This is a genomic window from Gordonia mangrovi (genome assembly GCF_024734075.1).
Classification (GTDB): Bacteria; Actinomycetota; Actinomycetes; order Mycobacteriales; family Mycobacteriaceae; genus Gordonia; species Gordonia mangrovi.
Genome location: NZ_CP102850.1, coordinates 88772 through 111044 on the forward strand (window position 1 = coordinate 88772; position 22273 = coordinate 111044).

At 67.5% G+C, this 22273-nt stretch carries 19 protein-coding genes; 13 read left to right on the forward strand and 6 right to left on the reverse strand.

The window, feature by feature from the left end:
* Positions 1-22: 22 nt before the first annotated feature.
* Positions 23-1132, reverse strand: a complete 1110-nt coding sequence (gene gcvT / locus NWF22_RS00400) for a glycine cleavage system aminomethyltransferase GcvT (RefSeq protein ID WP_160901116.1) — start codon at positions 1130-1132, stop codon at positions 23-25.
* A gap of 95 nt (positions 1133-1227) precedes the next feature.
* Between gcvT and NWF22_RS00405 the strand changes: the two genes are divergently transcribed.
* The 6 genes from NWF22_RS00405 (at position 1228) to NWF22_RS00430 (ending at position 8173) form a co-directional block, all read left to right on the forward strand.
* The gene (locus tag NWF22_RS00405) at positions 1228-2754 is read left to right on the forward strand and encodes a leucyl aminopeptidase (protein WP_160901115.1); all 1527 of its coding nucleotides are present in this window, start codon (positions 1228-1230) and stop codon (positions 2752-2754) included.
* 166 nt (positions 2755-2920) lie between these two features.
* Positions 2921-4660, forward strand: a complete 1740-nt coding sequence (sucB, locus tag NWF22_RS00410; protein ID WP_160901114.1) for a 2-oxoglutarate dehydrogenase, E2 component, dihydrolipoamide succinyltransferase — start codon at positions 2921-2923, stop codon at positions 4658-4660.
* 6 nt (positions 4661-4666) lie between these two features.
* Complete coding sequence (locus NWF22_RS00415) at positions 4667-5551, forward strand: TIGR01777 family oxidoreductase (protein WP_160901113.1); 885 nt, start codon at positions 4667-4669, stop codon at positions 5549-5551.
* The gene (gene lipB / locus NWF22_RS00420) at positions 5544-6251 is read left to right on the forward strand and encodes a lipoyl(octanoyl) transferase LipB (RefSeq protein WP_160901112.1); all 708 of its coding nucleotides are present in this window, start codon (positions 5544-5546) and stop codon (positions 6249-6251) included. The genes NWF22_RS00415 and lipB overlap by 8 nt, the downstream gene beginning before the upstream one ends.
* Positions 6248-7306, forward strand: coding sequence for a lipoyl synthase (gene lipA / locus NWF22_RS00425; protein ID WP_373691970.1), 1059 nt, complete (start codon positions 6248-6250; stop codon positions 7304-7306). The genes lipB and lipA overlap by 4 nt, the downstream gene beginning before the upstream one ends.
* Positions 7307-7432: 126 nt before the next feature.
* Positions 7433-8173, forward strand: a complete 741-nt coding sequence (locus NWF22_RS00430; RefSeq protein WP_160901111.1) for a DUF4191 domain-containing protein — start codon at positions 7433-7435, stop codon at positions 8171-8173.
* Positions 8174-8186: 13 nt separating this feature from the next.
* Here NWF22_RS00430 and NWF22_RS00435 read toward each other — a convergent pair whose 3' ends face one another.
* The gene (locus NWF22_RS00435) at positions 8187-8684 is read right to left on the reverse strand and encodes an RDD family protein (protein WP_160901110.1); all 498 of its coding nucleotides are present in this window, start codon (positions 8682-8684) and stop codon (positions 8187-8189) included.
* 349 nt (positions 8685-9033) lie between these two features.
* Between NWF22_RS00435 and glnA (NWF22_RS00440) the strand changes: the two genes are divergently transcribed.
* The 4 genes from glnA (NWF22_RS00440) (at position 9034) to NWF22_RS00455 (ending at position 11818) form a co-directional block, all read left to right on the forward strand.
* Positions 9034-10467: a type I glutamate--ammonia ligase gene (gene glnA, locus NWF22_RS00440; RefSeq protein WP_160901109.1), complete on the forward strand. Its 1434-nt coding sequence runs from the start codon at positions 9034-9036 to the stop codon at positions 10465-10467.
* A 158-nt stretch (positions 10468-10625) separates the two neighbouring features.
* Positions 10626-10814 (forward strand): hypothetical protein, encoded by a 189-nt coding sequence (locus NWF22_RS00445; protein ID WP_160901108.1) that lies wholly within the window; start codon positions 10626-10628, stop codon positions 10812-10814.
* Positions 10815-10872: 58 nt separating this feature from the next.
* The gene (locus NWF22_RS00450) at positions 10873-11172 is read left to right on the forward strand and encodes a GlsB/YeaQ/YmgE family stress response membrane protein (RefSeq protein WP_202398202.1); all 300 of its coding nucleotides are present in this window, start codon (positions 10873-10875) and stop codon (positions 11170-11172) included.
* Between the two features lie 235 nt (positions 11173-11407).
* A complete protein-coding gene (locus tag NWF22_RS00455) occupies positions 11408-11818 on the forward strand; it encodes a phage holin family protein (protein ID WP_160901107.1) in 411 nt (136 codons plus the stop codon).
* 6 nt (positions 11819-11824) lie between these two features.
* On the opposite strand, the gene NWF22_RS00460 is transcribed toward NWF22_RS00455, so the two are convergent.
* The 4 genes from NWF22_RS00460 to NWF22_RS00475 form a co-directional block, all read right to left on the reverse strand.
* A complete protein-coding gene (locus NWF22_RS00460; protein ID WP_160901106.1) occupies positions 11825-12481 on the reverse strand; it encodes a biliverdin-producing heme oxygenase in 657 nt (218 codons plus the stop codon).
* A gap of 135 nt (positions 12482-12616) precedes the next feature.
* The gene (locus NWF22_RS00465) at positions 12617-15631 is read right to left on the reverse strand and encodes a bifunctional [glutamine synthetase] adenylyltransferase/[glutamine synthetase]-adenylyl-L-tyrosine phosphorylase (protein ID WP_258321278.1); all 3015 of its coding nucleotides are present in this window, start codon (positions 15629-15631) and stop codon (positions 12617-12619) included.
* A gap of 49 nt (positions 15632-15680) precedes the next feature.
* Positions 15681-17021, reverse strand: coding sequence for a type I glutamate--ammonia ligase (gene glnA, locus NWF22_RS00470; RefSeq protein ID WP_160901105.1), 1341 nt, complete (start codon positions 17019-17021; stop codon positions 15681-15683).
* A gap of 84 nt (positions 17022-17105) precedes the next feature.
* On the reverse strand, positions 17106-18638 hold the full coding sequence (locus NWF22_RS00475) for an alpha/beta fold hydrolase (RefSeq protein ID WP_160901104.1): 1533 nt from the start codon (positions 18636-18638) through the stop codon (positions 17106-17108).
* A 161-nt stretch (positions 18639-18799) separates the two neighbouring features.
* Between NWF22_RS00475 and panB the strand changes: the two genes are divergently transcribed.
* From panB to NWF22_RS00490, 3 genes are all read left to right on the forward strand, one after another.
* A complete protein-coding gene (gene panB, locus NWF22_RS00480) occupies positions 18800-19663 on the forward strand; it encodes a 3-methyl-2-oxobutanoate hydroxymethyltransferase (protein ID WP_160901103.1) in 864 nt (287 codons plus the stop codon).
* Between the two features lie 27 nt (positions 19664-19690).
* Positions 19691-20665 (forward strand): prolyl aminopeptidase, encoded by a 975-nt coding sequence (gene pip / locus NWF22_RS00485; protein WP_160901102.1) that lies wholly within the window; start codon positions 19691-19693, stop codon positions 20663-20665.
* Positions 20666-20749: 84 nt separating this feature from the next.
* Positions 20750-22246 (forward strand): CYTH and CHAD domain-containing protein, encoded by a 1497-nt coding sequence (locus tag NWF22_RS00490; protein WP_160901101.1) that lies wholly within the window; start codon positions 20750-20752, stop codon positions 22244-22246.
* The last annotated feature ends 27 nt before the right edge of the window (positions 22247-22273 follow it).

A 22273-nucleotide genomic window follows, 5' to 3' on the forward strand; every position in this document is an offset into this window, starting at 1 on the left:
CCGTCACGCGCGTCGTCGAGGATCAGACACGCGAGGGGACGAACGGCGGGATGACGACCTCACACACCAGGTCGCGGCCCCGGACGTCGACCACCACCTGATCGCCCTTGCCCACCCCGGAATCGGTGGCCAACAGGGCCAGCGCGATGCCCTGTTTGAGGGTCGGGGAAAACGTGCCGGACGTGCACATCCCGATGTCGGCACCACCGGGTCCGGTCAGCACGCGGCAGTCGGCGCGGGGTACGCCGCGCCCGGTCGCCTTGAGTCCGTACAGACGCCGCGCAGGTCCGGCAGCCTTCTCCGCGGTGAGTGCCTCGCGTCCGGCGAAGTCCGGCTTCGTCCAGCCGACCGCCCAACTCGCCCGCGCCTGCACCGGGCTGATCTCGGTGGTCAGCTCGTGGCCGTGCAGTGCATAGCCCATCTCGGTACGCAGCGTGTCGCGGGCGCCGAGTCCGGCCGGCTGTCCCCCCAGGTCGCGCACCGCACCCAGCAGCACGTCGAACACCGGGCCGGCGTCGGCCCAGCGCGGCAGGATCTCGTATCCGCGTTCCCCGGTGTAGCCCGAGCGGCACACCCGGACCGGGACCGAGCCGTCCGACGTCGACAACTCTGCGTCGGCGAATGCCATGTACTCCATCTCGGTGGGGAGACCGAGACCGGCCAGCGCTTCGGGCGCCTTGGGTCCCTGCACCGCGAACACCCCGAAGTCGCGGTGCTGGTCGGTGATCGTCACCCCGGGCGGCGCGGAGGCCATCAGCTGCGCGACAACGGTCGCGGTGTTCGCCGCATTCGGGATCAGGAACACTTCGTCATCGCTGACCAGGTACGCGATCATGTCGTCGACGACTCCCCCGGATTCATTGCAGCACAACGTGTATTGCGCCTTTCCGGGTCCGATCTTGCCGAGGTCGTTGGTGAGTACCCGATTGACGTGTCCGGCGGCGTCGGGTCCGGTCACCACGGCCTTGCCCAGATGGCTCACGTCGAAGATCCCCACCGACTCTCGCACGGCCGTGTGTTCGGCGACGGTGCCGGCATACGACACCGGCATGTCCCAGCCTCCGAAGGCCGCGAAGGTGGCACCGAGGGCGGCGTGGCGGTCGGCGATCGGTCCGGCGAACAGTTCGGTCATGGCCCCAACCTTAAGGGGCCGACCGCGACACACGCTCCGTCATCGCCGTGGTTGCCCTCGACGTGCTCGTCCTCGGCGTGGTTAGAGTTGACGACGTGAGCAAGAACGAGAGCATCGACCGCGTGCGCGGCCCGGAACTGGCAGTGGCAACCTCCCTCGGCAAGTCAGACGATGCCCTGGTGATCGGCCTCATCAAGGCCGATGACGGCACGGACGCCGAACCGACCCTGGTCATCGGGGATGGCATCCTCGACGACGCCCAGGCCGAAGCGATCGCCACGGCCGTTCGCCGGCTCGGGGCCAACGGTTCACACGGTGACATCACCCGATTCCCCGCCCCCGAGGGCGTGCCGGTGGAGGTGGTCGTCGCAGTGGGACTCGGTGACACCGACGACGTGGACGACGCGGAACGGTTGCGCCAGGCCGCCGGCGTGGTGGTCCGCGAGCTCGACGGCCTCGACCAGGTCGCCACCACCCTCTCGACCGTCGGCCTGCAGGCCGTCGCCGAGGGACTCTTCCTGGGCGCCTATCGATTCGACACCTTCCGTTCCGACAAGACGCAACCCAAGAAGACGCCGCCGTCGCGGATCACCCTGCTCGCCGACGACAAGGACAAGGCGACCAAGGCCGACCTCGAACACGCCGCCGCGGTCGCCGACGCCGTGGCGATCGCACGAGACTTCGTCAACACCCCGCCCAGCCACCTCTACCCCGAGGAATTCGCCGAGCGTGCGCGCCGCCTGGGCAGTGCGGTCGGCCTGAAGGTGGAGGTGCTCGACGACACCGCGCTGGAGAAGGCCGGCTACGGCGGCATCATCGGCGTGGGCAAGGGCTCGTCGCGGCTGCCGCGGCTGGTCCGTCTCACCCACACCGGCAAGAAGGGCGCCAAGAAGGTGGCTCTGGTCGGTAAGGGCATCACCTTCGACACCGGCGGCATCTCGATCAAGCCGGCCGCCAACATGGATGCGATGACCTCCGATATGGGTGGCGCCGCCGCGGTCATCGCCGTGACCATCCTCGCGGCACGACTCGACCTCGACGTGGCGGTCACCGCCACGGTGCCGATGGCCGAGAACATGCCGTCGTCCACCGCCCAGCGCCCCGGTGACGTCCTCACCCAGTACGGCGGCACCACTGTCGAAGTGCTCAACACCGACGCGGAGGGCCGGCTGATCCTCGCCGACGCCATCGTGCGCGCATGCGAAGACGACCCCGACTACCTCATCGACACCGCCACTCTCACCGGCGCACAGATGGTGGCCCTCGGCGCCCGGACGCCTGGCGTGATGGGGACCGAGGCGTTCCGCGATCGCGTCGCCGCACTATCGCAGGAGGTCGGCGAGAACGCCTGGGCGATGCCGCTGCCCACCGAGTTGCGCGCCGATCTCAAATCACGGGTCGCCGACCTCGCCAACGTCACCAATCACCGCAACGGCGGCATGCTGGCCGCCGCCATCTTCCTCAAGGAATTCGTGCCCGAGTCGGTGGCATGGGCGCACATCGACATCGCCGGCCCGGCATTCAACACCGGCGGCCCTTGGGGCTACACCCCCAAGGGCGGCACCGGCGTACCCGTCCGGACCATCGCACGGGTCCTCGAGGACATCGCGGCCGACGGCTGAGCGGCGCGGACACAAGTCCGGCCACACCGCATCAGAGTGACGCTATTTGGGTAGGGTGATCGGGGACGGTCGGCTCACCCGCCTCAGCCCGTCTCGGTGCACCGACGGCGCACACACCGCGGCGCGCAGACCAACGACAACACCTCGAGTTCAGGAGTCAACAACGATGGCCTTCTCCGTGGAAATGCCCGCCCTGGGTGAAAGCGTCACCGAGGGAACAGTGACCCGGTGGCTGAAGGAGGAGGGCGACACGGTCGAGGCCGACGAACCATTGCTCGAGGTCTCCACCGACAAGGTCGACACCGAGATCCCTGCGCCTACTTCGGGTGTGCTGACGAAGATCATCGCGCAAGAAGACGATGTGATCGAGGTCGGCGGGGAACTCGCACTCATCGGCGAGGAAGGTGAAGAGGCCGGCGGCGACGGCTCGTCGGACTCCGCGGGGGGCGACGAACCAACCGATGCCGGCGAACCCGAGCAGGCCGACGAGACACCGTCCACCGACGCCGAGGCACCGGCCGAGAAGCCGGCGGCCGAGTCGTCCAAGGGTGGCGGATCGGCCGAGGGTACCGACGTGGTGATGCCCGAGCTCGGCGAATCCGTCACCGAGGGCACCGTCACCAACTGGCTCAAGTCGGTGGGCGACAGCGTGGAGGCCGACGAACCGCTGCTGGAGGTCTCCACCGACAAGGTCGACACCGAGATCCCGTCGCCGGTGGCGGGCACCCTCCTCGAGATCGTCGCGGCCGAAGACGACGTGATCGAGGTCGGCGGCAAGCTCGCGGTGATCGGGGACGCGTCGGCCGCGCCGGCACAGAAGTCCGAACCCGAGCCCGAGCCCGAACCCGAACCGGAACCCGCCAAGGCCGAGTCGAAGCCGGAACCCGAGCCCGAACCCAAGCCGCAGTCGGCGCCCGCGGCCGAGTCGACGGGTGAGCCGGAGACGATGTCGTCGACACCGTATGTCACGCCGCTGGTCCGAAAGCTGGCCGCGGAGAACGACATCGACCTGAACTCGATCAAGGGCACCGGTGTCGGCGGTCGCATCCGCAAGCAGGATGTGCTCGCCGCGGCCGAGAAGGCGAAGGCTCCCGAGCCGGCTGCTCCGGCACCGGCCGCGTCCGCACCGTCGGCACCCGCATCGTCGGCGCCGGAGATCAAGCCGGAAATGGCCCAACTGCGGGGAACGACGCAGAAGATCAACCGCATCCGTCAGATCACCGCCAAGAAGACCCGCGAGTCGCTGCAGACCAGCGCGCAGCTGACCCAGGTGTTCGAGGTCGACATGACCAAGATCGTGACGCTGCGCAAGCAGGCCAAGGAGTCGTTCAAGGCGTCCGAGGGTGTGAACCTCACGTTCCTGCCGTTCATCGCGAAGGCGGTCGTCGAGGCGCTCAAGGCGCACCCGAACGTCAACGCGTCGATCGACGAGGACCGCAAGGAGATCACCTACTACGACAAGGTGCATCTCGGTATCGCCGTCGACACCGAGCAGGGTCTGCTGTCGCCGGTCATCCACAACGCCGACGACCTGTCGATCGCCGGGTTGGCCCGCGCGATCGCCGACATCGCGGGCCGCGCCCGCAAGGGTGCCGGCGGACTCAAGCCCGACGAGTTGGCCGGTGGCACCTTCACCATCACCAACATCGGCAGCCAGGGCGCGTTGTTCGACACCCCGATCCTGGTTCCGCCGCAGGCGGCGATGCTGGGCACCGGCGCCATCGTGAAGCGTCCGGTCGTGATCACCGGCGAGGATGCGTCGGAGTCGATCGCGGTGCGGTCGATGTCCTACCTGCCGCTGACCTACGATCACCGCCTCATCGACGGCGCCGATGCCGGCCGCTTCCTGACGACCATCAAGAAGCGGCTCGAGCAGGGTGCATTCGCCGCCGATCTCGGACTCTAGGGCGCGATGCGCATTGCCGTCGCCGGCTCCCAGGGCCTGATCGGCACCGCAGTGGTCTCCGCCCTTCGCGAGGCCGGACACACGGTGGTCCGTCTGGTGCGGCGTGAGGCACTCGACGACGACGAGTTCAGCTGGGACCCCGAGACATTCGGGGTCCCGGCGGAGAGCCTGGAGGGTGTCGACGCGGTCATCGGCCTCGGCGGCGTCGGCGTCGGCAACCAACGCTGGACCGGTCGGTTCAAGCAGGAACTGCGGGACTCCCGCATCACCCCCACCGAGGTGCTCGCCGAGGCGGTGGCCGCGGCCGGCGTGCCGACGTTCCTCAGCGCATCGGCGACCGGGTTCTACGGCAACACCGGCAGTCACGTCGCCACCGAGTCCGACGCGGCCGGCGAGGGGTTCCTCGCCGGCCTGGTCACCGACTGGGAGCGGGCCGCCACGGCCAATGCCGGTAGCAGTACCCGGGTGGTGCTCTTGCGCACGGCGCCGGTGCTGGCACGCCGGGGTGGTCTGCTGGGTCGGTTGCGGCCGATCTTCTGGTTCGGCCTCGGCGGGCCGATCGGCAGCGGTGAGCAGTACTTCTCGTGGATCACCCTGCCCGACGAGGTGCGGGCGATCGCGTTCCTGCTCGAATCGTCGATCAGTGGCCCGGTCAACCTGTGCTCACCGGGTGCGCTGCCGTTCGGCGAGTTCGCTTCGGCGCTGGGCCGCTCGATGCACCGCCCGACCATCATGAAGGTGCCGGCTTTCGCCGCGAAGGCGGTCGGCGGAGAGATGGCCGAGGAAATGATTCTGTTCAGTCAGCGCGTTGCACCTGATGTGCTCACCGAACATGGATTCTCGTTCCGCCATCCCGACATCGACACGGCACTCGGATACGTCAATGCGTGAGGGGTCGATCCGCGCCTCGCAGGAGCCGATCGAGGTACGTCGCCTCGACGGCCCGGTCGACTATCGGGCGGCCTACGACATGCAGCACCGGTTGGCGGGCGACCGCGCAGACGGCGTGCTCGATCACGACGTTCTGCTGCTGCTCGAACACGCCGCCATCTACACCGCGGGCAAACGGACCGAGGCCTCCGACCGGCCCACCGACGGTTCGCCGGTCATCGACGTCGATCGCGGTGGGCGCATCACCTGGCACGGACCCGGACAACTGGTCGGCTACCCGATCATCAAACTCGCCGAACCACTCGACGTCGTCGAGTACGTCCGTCGCCTGGAGGAAGCACTGATCGCTGTCTGCACAGATCTCGGCGTCGCGACGACCCGCGTCAAGGGGCGGTCGGGCGTGTGGGTGGTCGATCAGAATGGTGAACGCAAACTCGGCCAGATCGGTATCCGGGTCGCCCGCGGCGTCGCGCTGCACGGCTTCGCACTCAACATCGACCCCGACATGTCCGCCTTCGAGGCGATCGTTCCGTGTGGCATCGCCGACGCGGGCGTCACCTCGCTGGCCCGCGAACTCGGTACCGCGACTGCCGTCGACGACCTCGTCGACCCCGTCGCCGCAGCCCTCGCCCATGCCCTCGACCACGACCATCGCGCACCGGATGCCCTGAGCACCTCGGGCGTAGCATCGGAGCAGTGACTGTGTCCTCTTCCCCCGACCACACGCCTGCCGCCGGCGCCGCGGCCACCCCCGAACCGGCCGGCCGCAAACTCCTGCGTCTCGAGGTCCGCAACGCACAGACCCCGATCGAGCGCAAGCCGAACTGGATCAAGACCCGCGCCACCATGGGCCCCGAGTACACCGAACTCAAGGGACTGGTGAAACGCGAAGGCCTGCACACCGTCTGCGAAGAAGCCGGCTGCCCCAACATCTACGAATGCTGGGAAGATCGTGAGGCCACGTTTTTAATCGGCGGCGAACAGTGCACCCGACGCTGCGACTTCTGCCAGATCGACACCGGCAAGCCGGCCGAACTCGACCGCGACGAACCCCGGCGCGTCGCCGAGAGCGTCCAGGCCATGGGCCTGCGCTATTCCACCATCACCGGCGTGGCCCGCGACGATCTGCCCGACGAGGGCGCCTGGCTCTACGCCGAGACGGTCCGCGCCATCCACCGTCTGAACCCGGGTACCGGGGTGGAGAACCTGATCCCCGACTTCCACGCCAAGCCCGACCTGCTGGCCGAGGTGTTCGAGGCCCGGCCGGAGGTCCTCGCGCACAACCTGGAGACGGTTCCGCGCATCTTCAAGCGCATTCGCCCGGCCTTCCGCTATGAGCGCTCACTCGACGTGCTGACGCAGGCCCGCGATTTCGGCCTGGTCACCAAGTCCAACCTGATCCTCGGGATGGGTGAGACCCCCGAAGAGGTCCAGTCGGCCATCGTCGATCTGCACGAGGCGGGCTGCGACATCCTCACCATCACCCAGTACCTGCGTCCGTCACCGCGGCACCACCCCGTGGAGCGGTGGGTGAAGCCCGAGGAATTCGTCGACCACTCCGAGTTCGCCACCGAACTCGGGTTCGCCGGTGTGATGGCCGGCCCGCTGGTCCGGTCGTCGTACCGCGCGGGGCGCCTTTACGCGCAGGCCATGGCGCATCGCGGCCGCGAACTCTCCCCGGCGCTGGCACATCTCGCCGACGAGGGGTCGGCAGCCCAGGAAGCCTCCAGCCTCCTGTCGCGCCTCGCTCGCTGACGACCCGCCGCGTGTCGCTCGTCCCCAGGTGTCGGCATCTCCCGCGCGGGCTTTCGAAGGACGAACGCAGCGTGTACGGAGCAACCCTCGCGAGGGGCGGTAGCGGGGCGCCGTAAACTGGGCACCATGGCAAAGGCGCAAGACAAAGAGGCGAAAGCCGCGGCGAAGAAGGCGCGGAAGCAGGGGTCCAAGGAACGACGCCAGCAACTGTGGCAGGCCTTCCAGATGCAGCGGAAGGAAGACAAACGCCTCATCCCGTACATGGTCGGCCTGTTCGTCCTGATCGTCGCCGTCTTCGTCGTTCTGGGGCTGCTGTTCGGGTCGGTGTGGCTGCTGTTGCCGCTGGGTGTCGTCCTGGGCCTGCTCGCCGCGTTCATCTTGTTCGGCCGTCGTGTCCAACGCACCGTCTACAGCAGAGCCGAAGGCCAGCCGGGCGCCGCCGGATGGGCGCTGGGCAACATGCGCGGCCAGTGGCGGGTGAAGCAGGCCGTCTCGGGCAACGCGCATCTCGATGCCGTGCACCGGGTCATCGGCAAGCCCGGTGTCATCCTGGTCGGCGAGGGTTCGGCGAGCCGGGTCAAGCCGCTCCTCGCCCAGGAGAAGAAGAAGGCGGCCCGCGTCGTCGGCGACACCCCCATCTACGAGATCGTGGTCGGCAACGACGACGGCCAGATCCCCCTGAACAAGCTCGAACGCCACATCAACAAGCTGCCGAAGAACATCAACGCCAAGCGGATGGAAACGCTGGAGGGACGCCTGTCGGCCCTCGGCGGGCGCAACCCGCAGGGCCCGGGTATGCCCAAAGGCCCGATCCCGGGCAACGCGAAGGTGCGCGGCATGCAGCGCACGGCTCGACGCAAGAGCTGAGCCGGCAACGACGTCAGCGGGAGCGGACCAGCGCCGTTCCGGTGGCGCGATCGTGGAGTGCGCGTCCGTTGTAGTCGTTGATCAGGGCAGGGACCAGGAACACGATCAGCACCTGCCGGCCGAGTGCGCGCAGGATGCCGACCGCCGCGATCGGCACCTCGCCGGTCACCTCGGCCTCGGTGCGGTCGGGCCCGAGATCCACTCGTGCCACCCGAACGCCGACGGCGAACTGCCCCGGCGTGAAGCCGAACAGCGTCACGGCCACCACGCCCAGCACAAACCACACCGCGAGCACCGTGGTACCCAGATTCGGCGAGTCGAACGAGACGAACAACAGCGACACGCCCCCCGCCATCACCCAGTCGACCAGTAGCCCGAGCGTGCGCAGCCAACCGCCGGCCAGCGACCCGGGCCCCGACTCCGGCAGCCCCAGGTCCTGCCCGCGGTACTCACCGCCGCCGCCCGGACCGATCTGCGGCCCGGACAGCCACGATCCGGTCGCGCGGCCCATCAGAACCGCTCGCCCGTACGTGGCGTGGGCAACTGGTCGAACGGGCTCGGTACTCTCATGATCCCCATCGTAATCGGCGCCGATGTGTGGGCCGTCCACGGCGGCGGCCCGGCAGCGATTCCGACACTTCCGTGGTGCGACGAGGACGGGCATGGCATCGTTGCGATGCGGGACACCCGCGTTGTTCAGACATCAAGGGCGTGTAACACAGGAGAAACATGCCCTTGACGCCGAGGCAACCTCGCGTCCATACGGTTCCAGCTGAGATCCGGCGCTGCATCTCGTGGTGCGGCGGATTGAGTCGGGCCAGGTCGCTGGCCACCCGAACAAGTTAAGGAGTCACCGCACGGTGTACAGCAGCAAAGAAGAACTTCTCGAGGGCATCAAGAAAGAGGGCGTCGAGTACGTCGACATCCGCTTCTGCGACCTGCCCGGTGTGATGCAGCACTTCTCGATTCCGGCTTCGGCGTTCAACGAGGACGTGTTCGAGGACGGCCTCGCCTTCGATGGCTCGTCGGTTCGCGGCTTCCAGTCGATCGACGAGTCGGACATGATGCTGCTGCCCGACCCGGCCACCGCGCGGATCGATCCGTTCCGCAAGGCCAAGACGATGAACATCAGCTTCTTCGTCCACGACCCGTTCACCCGTGAGGCCTACAGCCGCGACCCCCGTAACGTGGCCCGCAAGGCCGAGGACTACCTGGCCTCCACCGGCATCGCCGACACCTGCTTCTTCGGTGCCGAGGCCGAGTTCTACATCTTCGACGGCGTCTCCTTCGGCTCGGAGATGAACGGCACCTTCTACGAGGTCGAGTCGGAATCGGGTTGGTGGAACACCGCCTCGCCGACCGACCCCGACGGCAGCCCGAACCTCGGCTACAAGGTCCGCCCGAAGGGTGGCTACTTCCCGGTGGCCCCCTACGACCACTACGTGGATCTGCGCGACGAGATGTCGACCAACCTGCAGAACGCCGGTTTCGAGCTCGAGCGCGGCCACCACGAGGTGGGCACCGGCGGACAGGCCGAGATCAACTACAAGTTCAACACCCTGCTGCACGCGGCCGACGATGTGCTGCTGTTCAAGTACATCATCAAGAACACCGCATACGCGAACGGCAAGACCGTGACGTTCATGCCGAAGCCGCTGTTCGGCGACAACGGCTCGGGTATGCACGCCCACCAGTCGCTGTGGAAGGACGGCAAGCCGCTGTTCCACGATGAGGCCGGCTACGCGGGCCTGTCGGATCTGGCGCGCTACTACATCGGCGGCATCTTGCACCATGCGCCGTCGCTGCTGGCGTTCACCAACCCCACGGTGAACTCCTACAAGCGCCTGGTCCCCGGTTACGAGGCACCGATCAACCTGGTCTACAGCCAGCGCAACCGCAGCGCCTGTGTGCGCATCCCGATCACCGGCAACAACCCGAAGGCCAAGCGCCTGGAGTTCCGTTGCCCGGACAGCTCGGGTAACCCGTACCTGGCCTTCGCAGCGATGATGATGGCCGGTCTCGACGGCATCAAGAACAAGATCGAGCCGCACGAGCCGGTGGACAAGGACCTCTACGAGCTCCCGCCGGAGGAGGCCAAGAGCATCCCCCAGGCCCCCACCTCGCTGTCCGCGGTCATCGACAAGCTCGAAGAGGATCACGAATACCTCACCGCCGGTGGTGTGTTCACCGAGGATCTGATCGAGACCTGGATCGCGCTCAAGCGTGAGAACGAGATCGAGCCGGTGCAGATCCGTCCGCACCCGTACGAGTTCTCGCTCTACTACGACTGCTGAGCCCAGGGCCACCGAGCACTGCGCCTGAACGCGAAGGGCGGCCGGGATACGTCCCGGCCGCCCTTCGCCGTCCTCAACACTGCCCGCCGTAGTGATTGACGTCACGTTAAGGCCTTAGTACCCTGCCGTTTCACCGCAATTCGATTTATGTTGAGCACATGAGCCGCACGAGATTCGTCGAAGACCTCACCCCGGGCGACCGCATCAGCGTCAACGGGATCCGAGCCGTCGTACGCACCCCCGCCACCCGAACCGACACCGACCAGCTCCTGCTGGAGCTCGTCAACAGCTCGGACGACCGCAGCGAGATCCTCCTCGACGCGGACGTTCAAGTCGAAATCTTGTAGTCATCCAAAATCAGTGTCCCTGTGACCCTGCACGACTATTGTTCGGGCAGGAGGTTTCATGGACATCGGAAGTCTGATCGCAGCACTGCTACTCGGATTCGTCTGCGGTGCCATCGCCCGTGCGCTGGTGCCCAACGACGCGTTCAAGGCGATGAGCGGGTGGAAGTCATGGGCGGCCTCAACCGTCCTCGGTCTGCTCGGCGCCCTGCTGGGCTACTGGGTCTTCACCGGACTCCTCGGCATCGGCGACGAGGACAAGTTCGACTGGGGCGGAATCATCGGCGCCCTGATCGGCTCGATCATCGTTGTCGCCGTTGGGTCGGCGATCATCAAGCGCACCGGCGCCGGTCGCGTCTGACGACACAACCGTTCTGACAACGGATTCGACGTGTCGGCCATAGATGATGCACGTCATGACAGCAGTGTCATGCGTCGGAAATTCGTTGATGATTTCGACGCCCAGGCGGCGCCTCGCATCGTTGGCGTCGTCGCAGGTACATCCAGTACCTGCTGCTCCGCCGCCTCGCGATGCATCCACCTGGATCGCCGAACTCATGAAACGAATTTCCCACGCATGACACTAGGATGACCTCATGATCCGCATTCTGGTCCGCACGCTGACCTACCTCATCTCCGCTGCGATCGGCCTGCTCGTCGCGACGTGGATCCTCAACGACATGACCGTGCACTTCGCGGGATTTCTCATCGCCCTGGCGATCTTCGCCGCCGCGCAGCTGATCCTGAGCCCGTTCATCACCAAGTTCGTGCACCGCAACGCCGAGGCGTTCATGGGCGGGGTGGGATTGGTCTCCACCTTTGTGGCACTGCTGCTGGCGACTCTGCTGGGCAGCAACGGAATCGAGATCAGTGGCGTCGAAACCTGGATTGCGGCAACCGTGATCGTGTGGCTGGTGACCGCGGCGGCCACCCTGGTGGTGCCGTTCCTGCTGGTGAAGGCCGGGATCACCAGTGCCCGCGAGAACCGGGCGGAGTCCGAGACGTAGCGGCGATCAGCCGGCCAGTTCGGCAAACATGCGCTCGTTGTGCCCGAATGCCTCGACCGCCTCGTCGAGCAGTCGGTGCACCTGAACACCGTCGAGCGGAAGTGTGTCCAGGGTATCCCGGTAGGCGTCCTTGTAGCGCTTCAGCTTGTCGATCTCGTCGAACACGTAGAAGCTCAGTGCGTCGTCGGTCAGCCCGTAGTGCAATTTCATCCGGCTCCGGATGACCTGCCCGCCACTGAGATCGCCGAGGTAGCGGGTGTAGTGGTGGGCGACGAAGCGGATCGGGTCGGTGCGGGTGGCCTCGATCGCGGCGACGTAGGCGGCCACCCCCGGCAGCGGGGTCACCGTGGCGGGATCCACCCCGAGAACCGCGAGATCAGCAGCCAGCCTCGGCAGTCGGCGCAACCGCTCGTCGACCACCGGCCCGGCGATCTCGTCACCGGACAGGTCGTCGCCGACGGATTCCAGTGCGCGATAGACGAAGTACAGCTGCACCGCCATCCGCAGGTAGTCGGCCGCATCGAGTCGGCCCGACATCAGGTCATCGACGAAGTCGGCCCGTTCGGCCCGTTCATGCGCCACGGCGGTCGCGGTCCGCAGGCCTGCCGAGAGCGAGACCGGAGCCGTCTCGGAGCGGTGGTCATCGTCGGAAGCGGTCGTCATGATGCCACCAGTGTTACCACCACACCGCGGTGATCGGAACCGGGGGGATCAAACCAGGGCGGTAGGGGAAGCGGGCGAGTCATCCGACCATGGCCCGGCGCCCACGGGGTCTGCCGCCGTCGGGCTCCGATCGCATCAGGCGCCGAACACCTTGCGCACGACGACCTTCGCCCGGCGGGTCACTCGGAGGTAGTGGTCCAGGAACTCGGCCGCCTGATCCTCCGGCCAGCCTGCCGCATACGCGACGGCACGCAGTTGGCTGCCGGGCGCCGGCAGCTGATCCACCGGTTTCCCGCGCACCAACACCAGGGCGTTGCGCGCCTGGGTGGCGGTGAGCCAGGCCTCCTTCAACTGGGCGACGTCGTTCTCGCCGAGGAGTTCGACCGCGCCGATCGCATCCAGCGACTGCAACGTGGAGGTGTTGTGTAACGAGTGGTACCGATGAGCATGGCGCAGCTGGAGGAGCTGGACAGTCCACTCGACGTCGGCGAGGCCCCCTCGACCTAGCTTGGTGTGCGTTGCCGGGTCCGCGCCACGAGGTAGCCGTTCGGCGTCGACACGCGCCTTGATCCGGCGGATCTCCTTGACCGCCTCGGCCGACACACCCCCCTCGGGGTAGCGGATTCGGTCGGCCATGTGCAGGAAGTCGACGCCGAGTTGCTCATCGCCGGCCACCTGATGCGCACGCAGCAGCGCCTGGATCTCCCACGGTTGCGCCCACTGCTCGTAGTACGCCGCATATGCCGCCAGCGTCCGCACCACCGGCCCGTTACGGCCCTCCGGACGCAGACCGGTATCCACCTCGAGCGGTGGGTCCTCACTGGGCGTGCCCAGCATGGAGCGCACCTTCTCGGCGATTGTCTGGGCCCACCGCACGGCGGCCGCCTCGTCGGCGTCGGGCTCCGGCTGGCAGACGAACAGCACGTCCGCGTCCGAGCCATAGCCCAGTTCTCCGCCACCGAGCCGTCCCATCCCGATCACGGCGATCCGTGCCGGTGGGGGCTCACCGCGGTCTCGCTCGGACTGCGCGATCGCCACGGTCAGCGCCGCATTGAGGACGGCGGCCCACACACTCGACAGCGCCGCGCACACCGCGGGCACCTCCAGCAGACCGAGGATGTCGGCCGAGGCCACCCGCGCGAGTTCGAACCGACGATGCGACCGCGCCACGGCCACAGCGCGTTTCAGATCCGTCTGGCGGACCGTCGACGCGATCAGGCCCCTGGCGACGTCCTCGGGTCGAACCTCACACAACTTGGGCCCGTTGGCACCGTCGGAGTAGAGGTGGATCACGTCCGGGGAGCGCATCAGCAGGTTCGCGATGTACTCCGAGGTACCCAGCACGTGCATCAGTCGTTCCGCGACGACGCCGTCGTCGCGCAACAGCCGGATGAACCACTCGGCCTCGTCCATCACGTCACACAGCCGCCGATAGTTCAGCAGCCCGGCGTCCGGATCGGGGGTGTTGCCGATCCACTCCAGCAGTGACGGCAGGATGAGCAGCTGGATCTGGCCGCGCCGGCCGGGCGAGGAGGCCAGCGCCCGGATATGGCTCAGTGCGCGTTCGGGTTTCGCGTACCCCAGGGCGGAGAGTCGACGCTCCGCCGACTTGTCGGTGAGCGTCAGTTCATCGGTGTTGAATCGCGTCGCCGCCTCCAGCAGCGGCCGGTAGAAGAGTTTCTCGTGCAGCCGGCGGATGCGGGCCTTCTGCCGGGTGAGTTCCTCCCGCAACACGGTGGTCGCGTCTTTGTCACCCTCGGGCCGGATGTGTGCCGCGCGTGCCAGCCACCGCATGTTGTCGCTGTCCTCGAACACGGGCAGCAGATGTGTCCGCGACAGCCGTTGCAGCTGCAGGCGATGTTCCAGGGCCCGCATGAACTGGTAGGAGGCGTTGAGGTTGGCACCGTCATCGCGGCCGACGTAGCCACCGGCGGTCAGCGCGGTGAGTGCGTCCACGGTGGCCTTCTCGCGGATGTCCTCGTCGACCCGTCCGTGCACCATCTGCAGTAGCTGCACGGCGAACTCGACGTCACGCAGACTGCCGCTGCCGAGTTTGAGGTTGCGGTCACGCAGTTCCTCGGGCACCAGGGACTCGACCCGCCGACGCATCGCCTGTACTTCCGTTACGAAGTCCTCGCGTTCGGCGGCGGTCCACACCATCGGACTGACCGCATCGACGTAGTCGGCCGCTAGCTGCAGGTCGCCGGTCATGGCGCGGGCTTTCAACAACGCCTGGAACTCCCAGGTCTTTGCCCAGCGCCGGTAGTAGGCGAGATGAGATTCCAGCGTGCGGGTCAGCGCACCCGCCTTGCCCTCGGGTCGCAGTGCCGCGTCGACGTCGAAGAAGGCCAACGACCCGACGCGCATCATCTCGCCGGCGATCCGGGCCGCCATTCCGTCCGCGGGTTCGCTGACGAAGATCACGTCGACGTCGCTGACATAGTTCAGCTCTCGTGCGCCGCATTTGCCCATCGCGATGACGGCAAGTCGGACGGGCAGCGGTTTGTCGCCGCACACCTCGGTGATCGCGACCGCCAGTGCCGCGGTCAGCGCCGCGTCTGCGGCGTCGGCCAGGAATCCGCCGACTTCGGGCAGAAAGAGCACTGGTTCGTCCTCGACGGTGCACGCCAGGTCGTGCGCTGCCAGCTCGAGCAGCAGATTCCGATAGGCGATCCGCAACGCCACGACTGCTTTGGGTCCCGTCAGTCCGGCGCGATAGAGCTTGTTGCCCTGCTCCACCTCGCCGGGTTCCGCGGTGGCGTCGACCGACGCCAGCATCCGCGTGTTGATCTCCTCGACCGTGGGCACCGTCGCCGACGTCAGCAACCGCCAGCTGTCCGGTTCGGCGACGAGATGGTCACCGAACGTGTCGGAGGCGCCGAGCACCGCGAACAGACGGCCGCGAAAACCACGGTCGGTTCGGATCAGACGGTCGATCTCCGGCCACTCCCCGCCCCCGACCGCACCCCGGAGGCGCATCAGTGCGCGCAGTGTCAGATCCGCATCGGGCGCGCGCGACAGCGACCAGAGCACGTCGGCCGCTTCGTCGTTGTCCCACCCCAACTCCGAGAGGTGGCCCGGGGCGGATTCCTCGAGCAGCCCGAGCCGTCCCGCACTGGGCACGCGGCCCCGTCCACGAAGTGAAGTCACACCCAAAAGGTAGCGCTCCGTTGACGCCACCTCTCATTCAGGTGCGCGGTCAGAGAGGCAGATAGCTCTTGAGTTCGTAGGGCGTCACGAGGCTGCGATAGTTGGTCCACTCGGTCCACTTGTTCCGTAGGAAATAGTCGAAGACGTGCTCGCCGAGCGCCTCGGCGACGAGTTCGGATTTCTCCATCTCGGTCAGTGCCTCGGCGAGACTGCCCGGAAGCTCCCGATAGCCCATCGCCCGACGTTCGCCGGGGGTGAGTGCCCACACGTCGTCCTCGGCCTCGTCGGGCAGCTCGTAGTCCTCCGCGATGCCCTTGAGACCCGCAGCCAGCAGGACCGCGAACGTCAGGTACGGATTGCACGCCGAGTCGGGACTACGCACCTCCACGCGGCGAGACGACGCCTTGTTCGGCGTGTAGAGCGGCAGCCGGATCAGCGCCGACCGGTTGGCGCCACCCCAGCTGGCCGCGGTCGGCGCCTCGCCACCGTGGATGAGCCGCTTGTAGGAGTTCACCCACTGGTTGGTGACCGCCGACAGCTCACCCGCGTGATGCAGAATCCCGGCGATGAACTTCTTGCCGGTCGCCGACAGCTGCATCGGGTCATCGGGGTTGTGGAAGGCGTTGGAATCCCCCTCGAACAAACTCATGTGTGTGTGCATCGCCGACCCGGGATGCTCACTGAACGGCTTGGGCATGAAGGTCGCCCAGACACCTTCGTCGATGGCGACCTCTTTGACGACGTAGCGGAATGTCATCACGTTGTCGGCCATCGACAACGCGTCGGCGTACCGCAGGTCGATCTCCTGCTGGCCGGGCGCGCCCTCGTGATGGGAGAACTCGACCGAGATGCCCATCGATTCCAGTGCTTCGATCGCGTGCCGGCGGAAGTTGGGCGCGGCGTCGTGGACCGCCTGGTCGAAGTAGCCGCCGGTGTCCGCGGGTGTCGGGACGCTGCCGTCGAGCGGCGCGTCCTTGAGCAGGAAGAACTCGATCTCCGGATGGACGTAGCAACTGAAGCCCTGATCGGCGGCCTTGTTCAGCTGTCGCCGCAGGACGTGCCGAGAGTCGGCCCAGCTCGGCGTGCCGTCGGGCATCACGATGTCGCAGAACATCCGCGCCGAGTGGTGCCGACCCGTCGATGTGGTCCACGGCAGGATCTGAAAGGTCGAGGGATCCGGTCGGGCGATGGTGTCGGCCTCGGACACACGGGAGAACCCCTCGATGGCCGAACCGTCGAACCCGATACCCTCTGCGAAGGCTCCTTCGAGTTCGGCCGGCGCGATCGCCACCGATTTGAGATAGCCGAGTACGTCGGTGAACCACAGCCTGACGAACCGGATATCGCGCTCTTCGAGGGTCCGCAGCACGAATTCCTTTTGGCGATCCATGACCCGGACATTAGAAGTACGCTGTTAAATCTGTGTTACACACACAAGTCAACAGCTATGTACTGGGCTTTCTCCGAACACTTCTCAGCATGTGAGACCAGCTGATGCCTTCGTGGGATCGGCGAGATAGCGTCCGACCGCGACGTCGACACACGGGTCGCCGGCGAACACCGCGGTGTGGTCGACACCGGTCACCGTGATCAGATCCGCCCCGACCTCGTCGGCAAACGACGCCGACGTCGCGTATGGCGTCGCCGGATCTCCCGTCGTCGCCACGACGACGGGTGTCGGAGCCGCCGCGGGCCAGGCGGCATCGGCATCGTCGTCGCTTGCCGACGGTGATGGGGCCGGCAGCGGCCACAGTTCGCAGATGCTCGACGGTCCCCGCCCGGTCGCGCGCCCGTCATCGAGAAACGGGGCCACTGCCCGGATCCGCCGGTCCAGCTCGCCGGGACGGTCGTGCTCGCCGAGCCGGCGATCGTCGGCGCAGCTGATCGCGAGGAAGGCATCCTGCATCCGGCCATAGTGGCCGTCCTCGCCGCGCCCCTCGTAGGCATCGGCCAGGCGCAGCAACCCGGCCCCGTCCCCGCCGTCGAGGGCAACGAGCGCACGGCGCAGATCTGACCACCGCGCACGCTGATACAACGCGAAGATGGTGCCCGCCTCCGCGTCCCCGGCCGAGAGGAGACGGCTTCCGGCGGGCGCCGGATCGACGATCAGCGGACCGACCAACCGCCGATAGGCCTCCACCGCACCGTCGGCCCGGTCACCGAGCGGACAGTCCGCCCGGGTCACGCAATCGCGGGCAAATGCATCGAACGCCTGCCCGAACCCGGCCATCTGCGCGACGGTCGCGTCGACGGGATCCTCGGCCGGGTCGACGATTCCGTCGAGGATCACCGCACGCAGCCGCTCGGGATACCGCCGCGCGTACTCGATACCGAGACGCGTGCCGTACGAATGTCCGACGAACGCGATCGCGTCGACCCCCAGTCGCCGTCGGACCTGATCGAGATCGGAAGCGACGAAGGCGGTGCCGACCCGCGTCAGGAATTGCGCACCGACGCGGTCGCGGCACCGCTCGGCGACGCTGCTGCGGTAAGCCTCGATGCGTCGCACTCCGGCAGCCGACCGGTCGCCGAAGTCCATGGCGCGTTCGGCATCGCGTTCGGCATCGGTGCGACATCGCAGCGACGGCCGCGACGCGCCCACCCCGCGCGGATCGACGGCAACGAGATCGTGGTCGACGGCGATCGGCTGCGACGCCAACCCCAGCGCCGCACCGACGAGATGGCCGACACCGGAGCCGCCCGGACCACCTGGATCGATGACGACCGTCCCGCGACTGGAGCCTGCCGCGGCAATGCGCGCCACCGCGAGCCCGACGGTCCCCAGGTCGGTGTCGCCCGGGTCGAGCGGAACCTCGATCCGGCCACACGACATGCGCCCCGCGAGCGTCGCGGGTACCGCGCCGTCGGCCACACCGAACGTCGGGCCGCACGCTCGCCAGTCGATTCCGTCTGCCGCGGTCACCGCCCGGCAGCTGTTCACCGTCGCCACCAGGGCCAACACCACGAGCACTCCGGCACGCCGTCGTCGGGTCGCAGAGCTCGCCACGTCGTGATCGTACGGTCGGAGCAGTCGCACCGCCGCCCGGGTTGTGAGGAAAACCACAGGTCACCGCCATGTATCGCAGCACGGCCCAGTGCCACAATGGCAGTGTCCAATCCACACCCGGGTACCTGCACGGCAGGACTCGAGGCAGAAAAGAGACAACGATGTCCGAATCTTCGGTCTATGGCGCCACCGGCCCCGTCGCGGGCGATTCGTCGGCGTCGGCCCCCCGTCGCCGCCCCACCCGCGTCCATCATCTCGCTCAGATGAAGGCCGACGGCGAGAAGTGGTCGATGCTCACCTGCTACGACTACTCGACCGCCCGCATCTTCGATGCCGCCGAGATCCCGGTGCTGCTCGTCGGCGACTCGGCGGCCAATGTCGTGCTCGGTTACGACACCACGATCCCGGTGACCGTCGATGAACTCATCCCGTTGATCCGCGCGGTGGTGCGTGGCGCGCCGCACGCCCTCGTCGTCGCCGACCTACCCTTCGGCAGCTATGAGGCCGGCCCCCAGCAGGCGCTCGAGTCCGCGGTGAAGGTGTTCAAGGAGACCGGCGCCCACGCGATCAAGCTCGAAGGCGGAGAACGGGTGGCCGACCAGGTTGCCGCTCTCACCGCCGCCGGTATCCCCGTGATGGCCCACATCGGCTTCACCCCGCAGAGCGTCAACGGGCTCGGCGGCTACCGCGTGCAGGGGCGTGGCGACGCCGGCGATCAACTCGTCGCCGACGCGATCGCGGTGCAGGAGGCCGGGGCCTTCGCCGTGGTGATGGAGATGGTGCCCGCCGACCTCGCCGGTCAGATCACCCGCAAACTCACCATCCCCACCGTCGGGATCGGCGCCGGCAACGAGACCGACGCCCAGGTATTGGTCTGGCAGGACATGGCCGGCCTCACGCACGGCAAGACCGCGAAATTCGTCAAGCGCTTCGCCGACATCGGGTCGGAATTGCGTTCGGCGGCCGAGCAGTACGCCGACGAGGTGCGCCGCGGCGCCTTCCCCGCCCCGGAGCACAGCTACTGATCCACGCAGGCGCATTAGGGTTGGCCCATGCGCGACTTCTATCCGGAGATCGAACCGTTCGACACCGGTCACCTCGACGTCGGTGACGGTCAGCAGATCTACTGGGAGGTCTCGGGCCGTCCCGGCGGCAAGCCGGTGGTGTTCGTCCACGGGGGTCCGGGTGGTGGCACGTCACCCGAGCAACGACGATTCTTCGATCCGGCGCGCTATCGGATCGTCCTGTTCGATCAGCGTGGCTGCGGACGGTCGCGTCCACACATCGCCGACGGCGCCGATCTGTCGGTGAACACCACACAGCACCTCATCGCCGACATGGAACGGCTGCGAGAGCATCTGCAGATCGAGCGGTGGCAGGTGTTCGGCGGTTCGTGGGGTTCCACACTGGGCCTCGCGTACGCGCAGACCCACCCCGACCGGGTCACCGAACTCGTCTTGCGCGGGATCTTCCTGCTGCGCCGCAGCGAGATCGACTGGTACTACAACGGCGGCGCCGCCCACATATACCCGGATCTGTGGGAGTCTTATCTGGCCCCGATCCCGGAGTCCGAGCGGGATGGCGACCTGGTCGCGGCGTATCACCGGCTGCTCACCTCGGCCGACCGCGCCGTCGCCCAGTCCGCGGCGAGCGCGTGGACGGGCTGGGAACAGGCCACCAGCTATCTGCTCCCCAAGAAGTCGCCGGACAACCCCGGCTTGGACGCCGGCGACCCACGTTTCGACCTCGCGTTCGCCGCGATCGAAAACCACTATTTCGTCCATCACGGCTTTCTGCACGACGGCCAGTTACTGGCCGACATCGACCGCATCGCACACATCCCGGGGGTCATCGTGCAGGGCCGCTACGACGTCGTGTGCCCCACCCGCAGTGCCTGGGATCTGCACCGCGCGTGGCCCACTGCGGCCCTGCACATCGTCGACGACGCCGGCCACGCCTCCTTCGAGCCCGGTATCAAACACCACCTGATCACCGCCACCGACGACTTCGCGAATCGGTCCGCGTGACGGCGGGCGCCGCCCACTAGACTCGTCAGACGAGCAGCCGGCGCGCCCGAACCCCGCGCCCGGACACGTGAACAGGAGGACTGGGTGGCCCCATCCGAGCAGATCGAAGTGGAACTGAAGTTCGACGTGGAAGCCGGACACACCGCTCCGGATCTCCGGGTCCTGCCGGGTGTCATCGGCGCGACTGCACCGGAGACCTTCCAACTCGACGCCACCTACTACGACACCGAGAATCTCGACCTCGCCGGCAACCGGATCACCATGCGCCGCCGCACCGGCGGCCACGACGCCGGCTGGCATCTCAAGCGCCCCACCGGAATCGCCGGCGCCCGGCGTGAGCTGCGGATCGGGTTCGACGACGCCCCGGCCGACGGCAACGTGCCCATGGAGCTGATCAGCCCGGTCGTCGCGTTGACCCGCACCCGCAAGCTGATCCCGGTCGCCGCGCTGTCCACCACCCGCACCGTGACCACCTTGATGGGGGCCGACGGGCGCCCGGTCGCCGAGTTCGCCGAGGACCTGGTATCCGCGCAGTCGATGTTGCCCGGCGGGCACTACCAGGAATGGTCGGAGTGGGAGTTCGAACTCCTCGACAGCAGACGCGACGCCCGCCTGCTCAAGGCCGCCGAGAAGCTGCTACGCAACTCCGGCGGGCGCACCGCCTCGTCGGCGTCGAAACTGGCCCGCGCCATCGGGTCGACGCCGACCGTGGTGGAGCCACACCTCGGGCGGCGGCCGACGGCGCTGGATCTGGTGGTCACCGACATCGCCATCCACCGCAATTCGCTGATCGCCTACGATCCGCTGGTCCGTATCGACGCCGAGGACGCGGTCCATCAGATGCGGGTGGCCTGCCGCCGGTTGCGCAGCATCTTCGCCGGGTTCCCCGCTGTGCTCGACCCGGCCCGCACCGCACACCTGAACGAGGAGCTGAAACTGCTGGCCCGCATCCTCGGCGATGCCCGCGACTCCGAGGTGCAGATCGCCATCGACCAAGGCCTGCTGCGCTCGGAGAACGCGTCGGCCGAACTCATCGACGAACTCACCGGCACCGAGACGACCATCCACGACCGGGCGATCCACGCCGCCCATTCCGCGATGAACTCGGCGCGCTATTTCGCGCTGCTCGACGCGATCGACGAACTGGTGGCCTCCCCGCCGCCGGGGCCCGACGCCGACATCGACGCCGACACCGCCGTCGACCGGTCCATCGAGAAGAACCGCAAGAGCATCCGCAAGGCGCAGGCCACCCTCGCCTCGATGACCGAACGCTCCCCCGAGTGGGAGGAGCAGCTGCACACGATCCGTAAGCGCGCCAAGCGGTTACGGTATGCCACCGATGCTGCGGAGCCGTTGGGCCGCAAGCGCGACAAGTCGGTCGCGAAGGTCGCCAAGCGCCTGCAGTCCTCGCTCGGCGACTACAACGACACCCGCATCAACCGGCAACGACTCGGCGAACTCGCCGCGGCGGGCACCCTGTCCGGACCGGATATGTTCGTCCTGGGGCGCATCGATGCGCGCCAGCAGGTCGACGGCGAACGCGCGCTCGTCGAATACCGCAAGGCGGCCAAGGACCTCTGACCTGACCCGATGGCGACTCTCCGGGTC

What these genes read in the sequence shown, in the direction of transcription:
- gcvT (WP_160901116.1), bottom strand. Translation starts at nt 1,132, where the DNA reads ATGACCGAACTGTTCGCCGGACCGATCGCCGACCGCCACGCCGCCCTC.
- sucB (WP_160901114.1), top strand. Translation starts at nt 2,921, where the DNA reads ATGGCCTTCTCCGTGGAAATGCCCGCCCTGGGTGAAAGCGTCACCGAG.
- NWF22_RS00415 (WP_160901113.1), top strand. Translation starts at nt 4,667, where the DNA reads ATGCGCATTGCCGTCGCCGGCTCCCAGGGCCTGATCGGCACCGCAGTG.
- lipB (WP_160901112.1), top strand. Translation starts at nt 5,544, where the DNA reads ATGCGTGAGGGGTCGATCCGCGCCTCGCAGGAGCCGATCGAGGTACGT.
- NWF22_RS00430 (WP_160901111.1), top strand. Translation starts at nt 7,433, where the DNA reads ATGGCAAAGGCGCAAGACAAAGAGGCGAAAGCCGCGGCGAAGAAGGCG.
- NWF22_RS00435 (WP_160901110.1), bottom strand. Translation starts at nt 8,684, where the DNA reads ATGGGCCGCGCGACCGGATCGTGGCTGTCCGGGCCGCAGATCGGTCCG.
- NWF22_RS00445 (WP_160901108.1), top strand. Translation starts at nt 10,626, where the DNA reads ATGAGCCGCACGAGATTCGTCGAAGACCTCACCCCGGGCGACCGCATC.
- NWF22_RS00450 (WP_202398202.1), top strand. Translation starts at nt 10,873, where the DNA reads ATGGACATCGGAAGTCTGATCGCAGCACTGCTACTCGGATTCGTCTGC.
- NWF22_RS00455 (WP_160901107.1), top strand. Translation starts at nt 11,408, where the DNA reads ATGATCCGCATTCTGGTCCGCACGCTGACCTACCTCATCTCCGCTGCG.
- NWF22_RS00460 (WP_160901106.1), bottom strand. Translation starts at nt 12,481, where the DNA reads ATGACGACCGCTTCCGACGATGACCACCGCTCCGAGACGGCTCCGGTC.
- glnA (WP_160901105.1), bottom strand. Translation starts at nt 17,021, where the DNA reads ATGGATCGCCAAAAGGAATTCGTGCTGCGGACCCTCGAAGAGCGCGAT.
- panB (WP_160901103.1), top strand. Translation starts at nt 18,800, where the DNA reads ATGTCCGAATCTTCGGTCTATGGCGCCACCGGCCCCGTCGCGGGCGAT.
- pip (WP_160901102.1), top strand. Translation starts at nt 19,691, where the DNA reads ATGCGCGACTTCTATCCGGAGATCGAACCGTTCGACACCGGTCACCTC.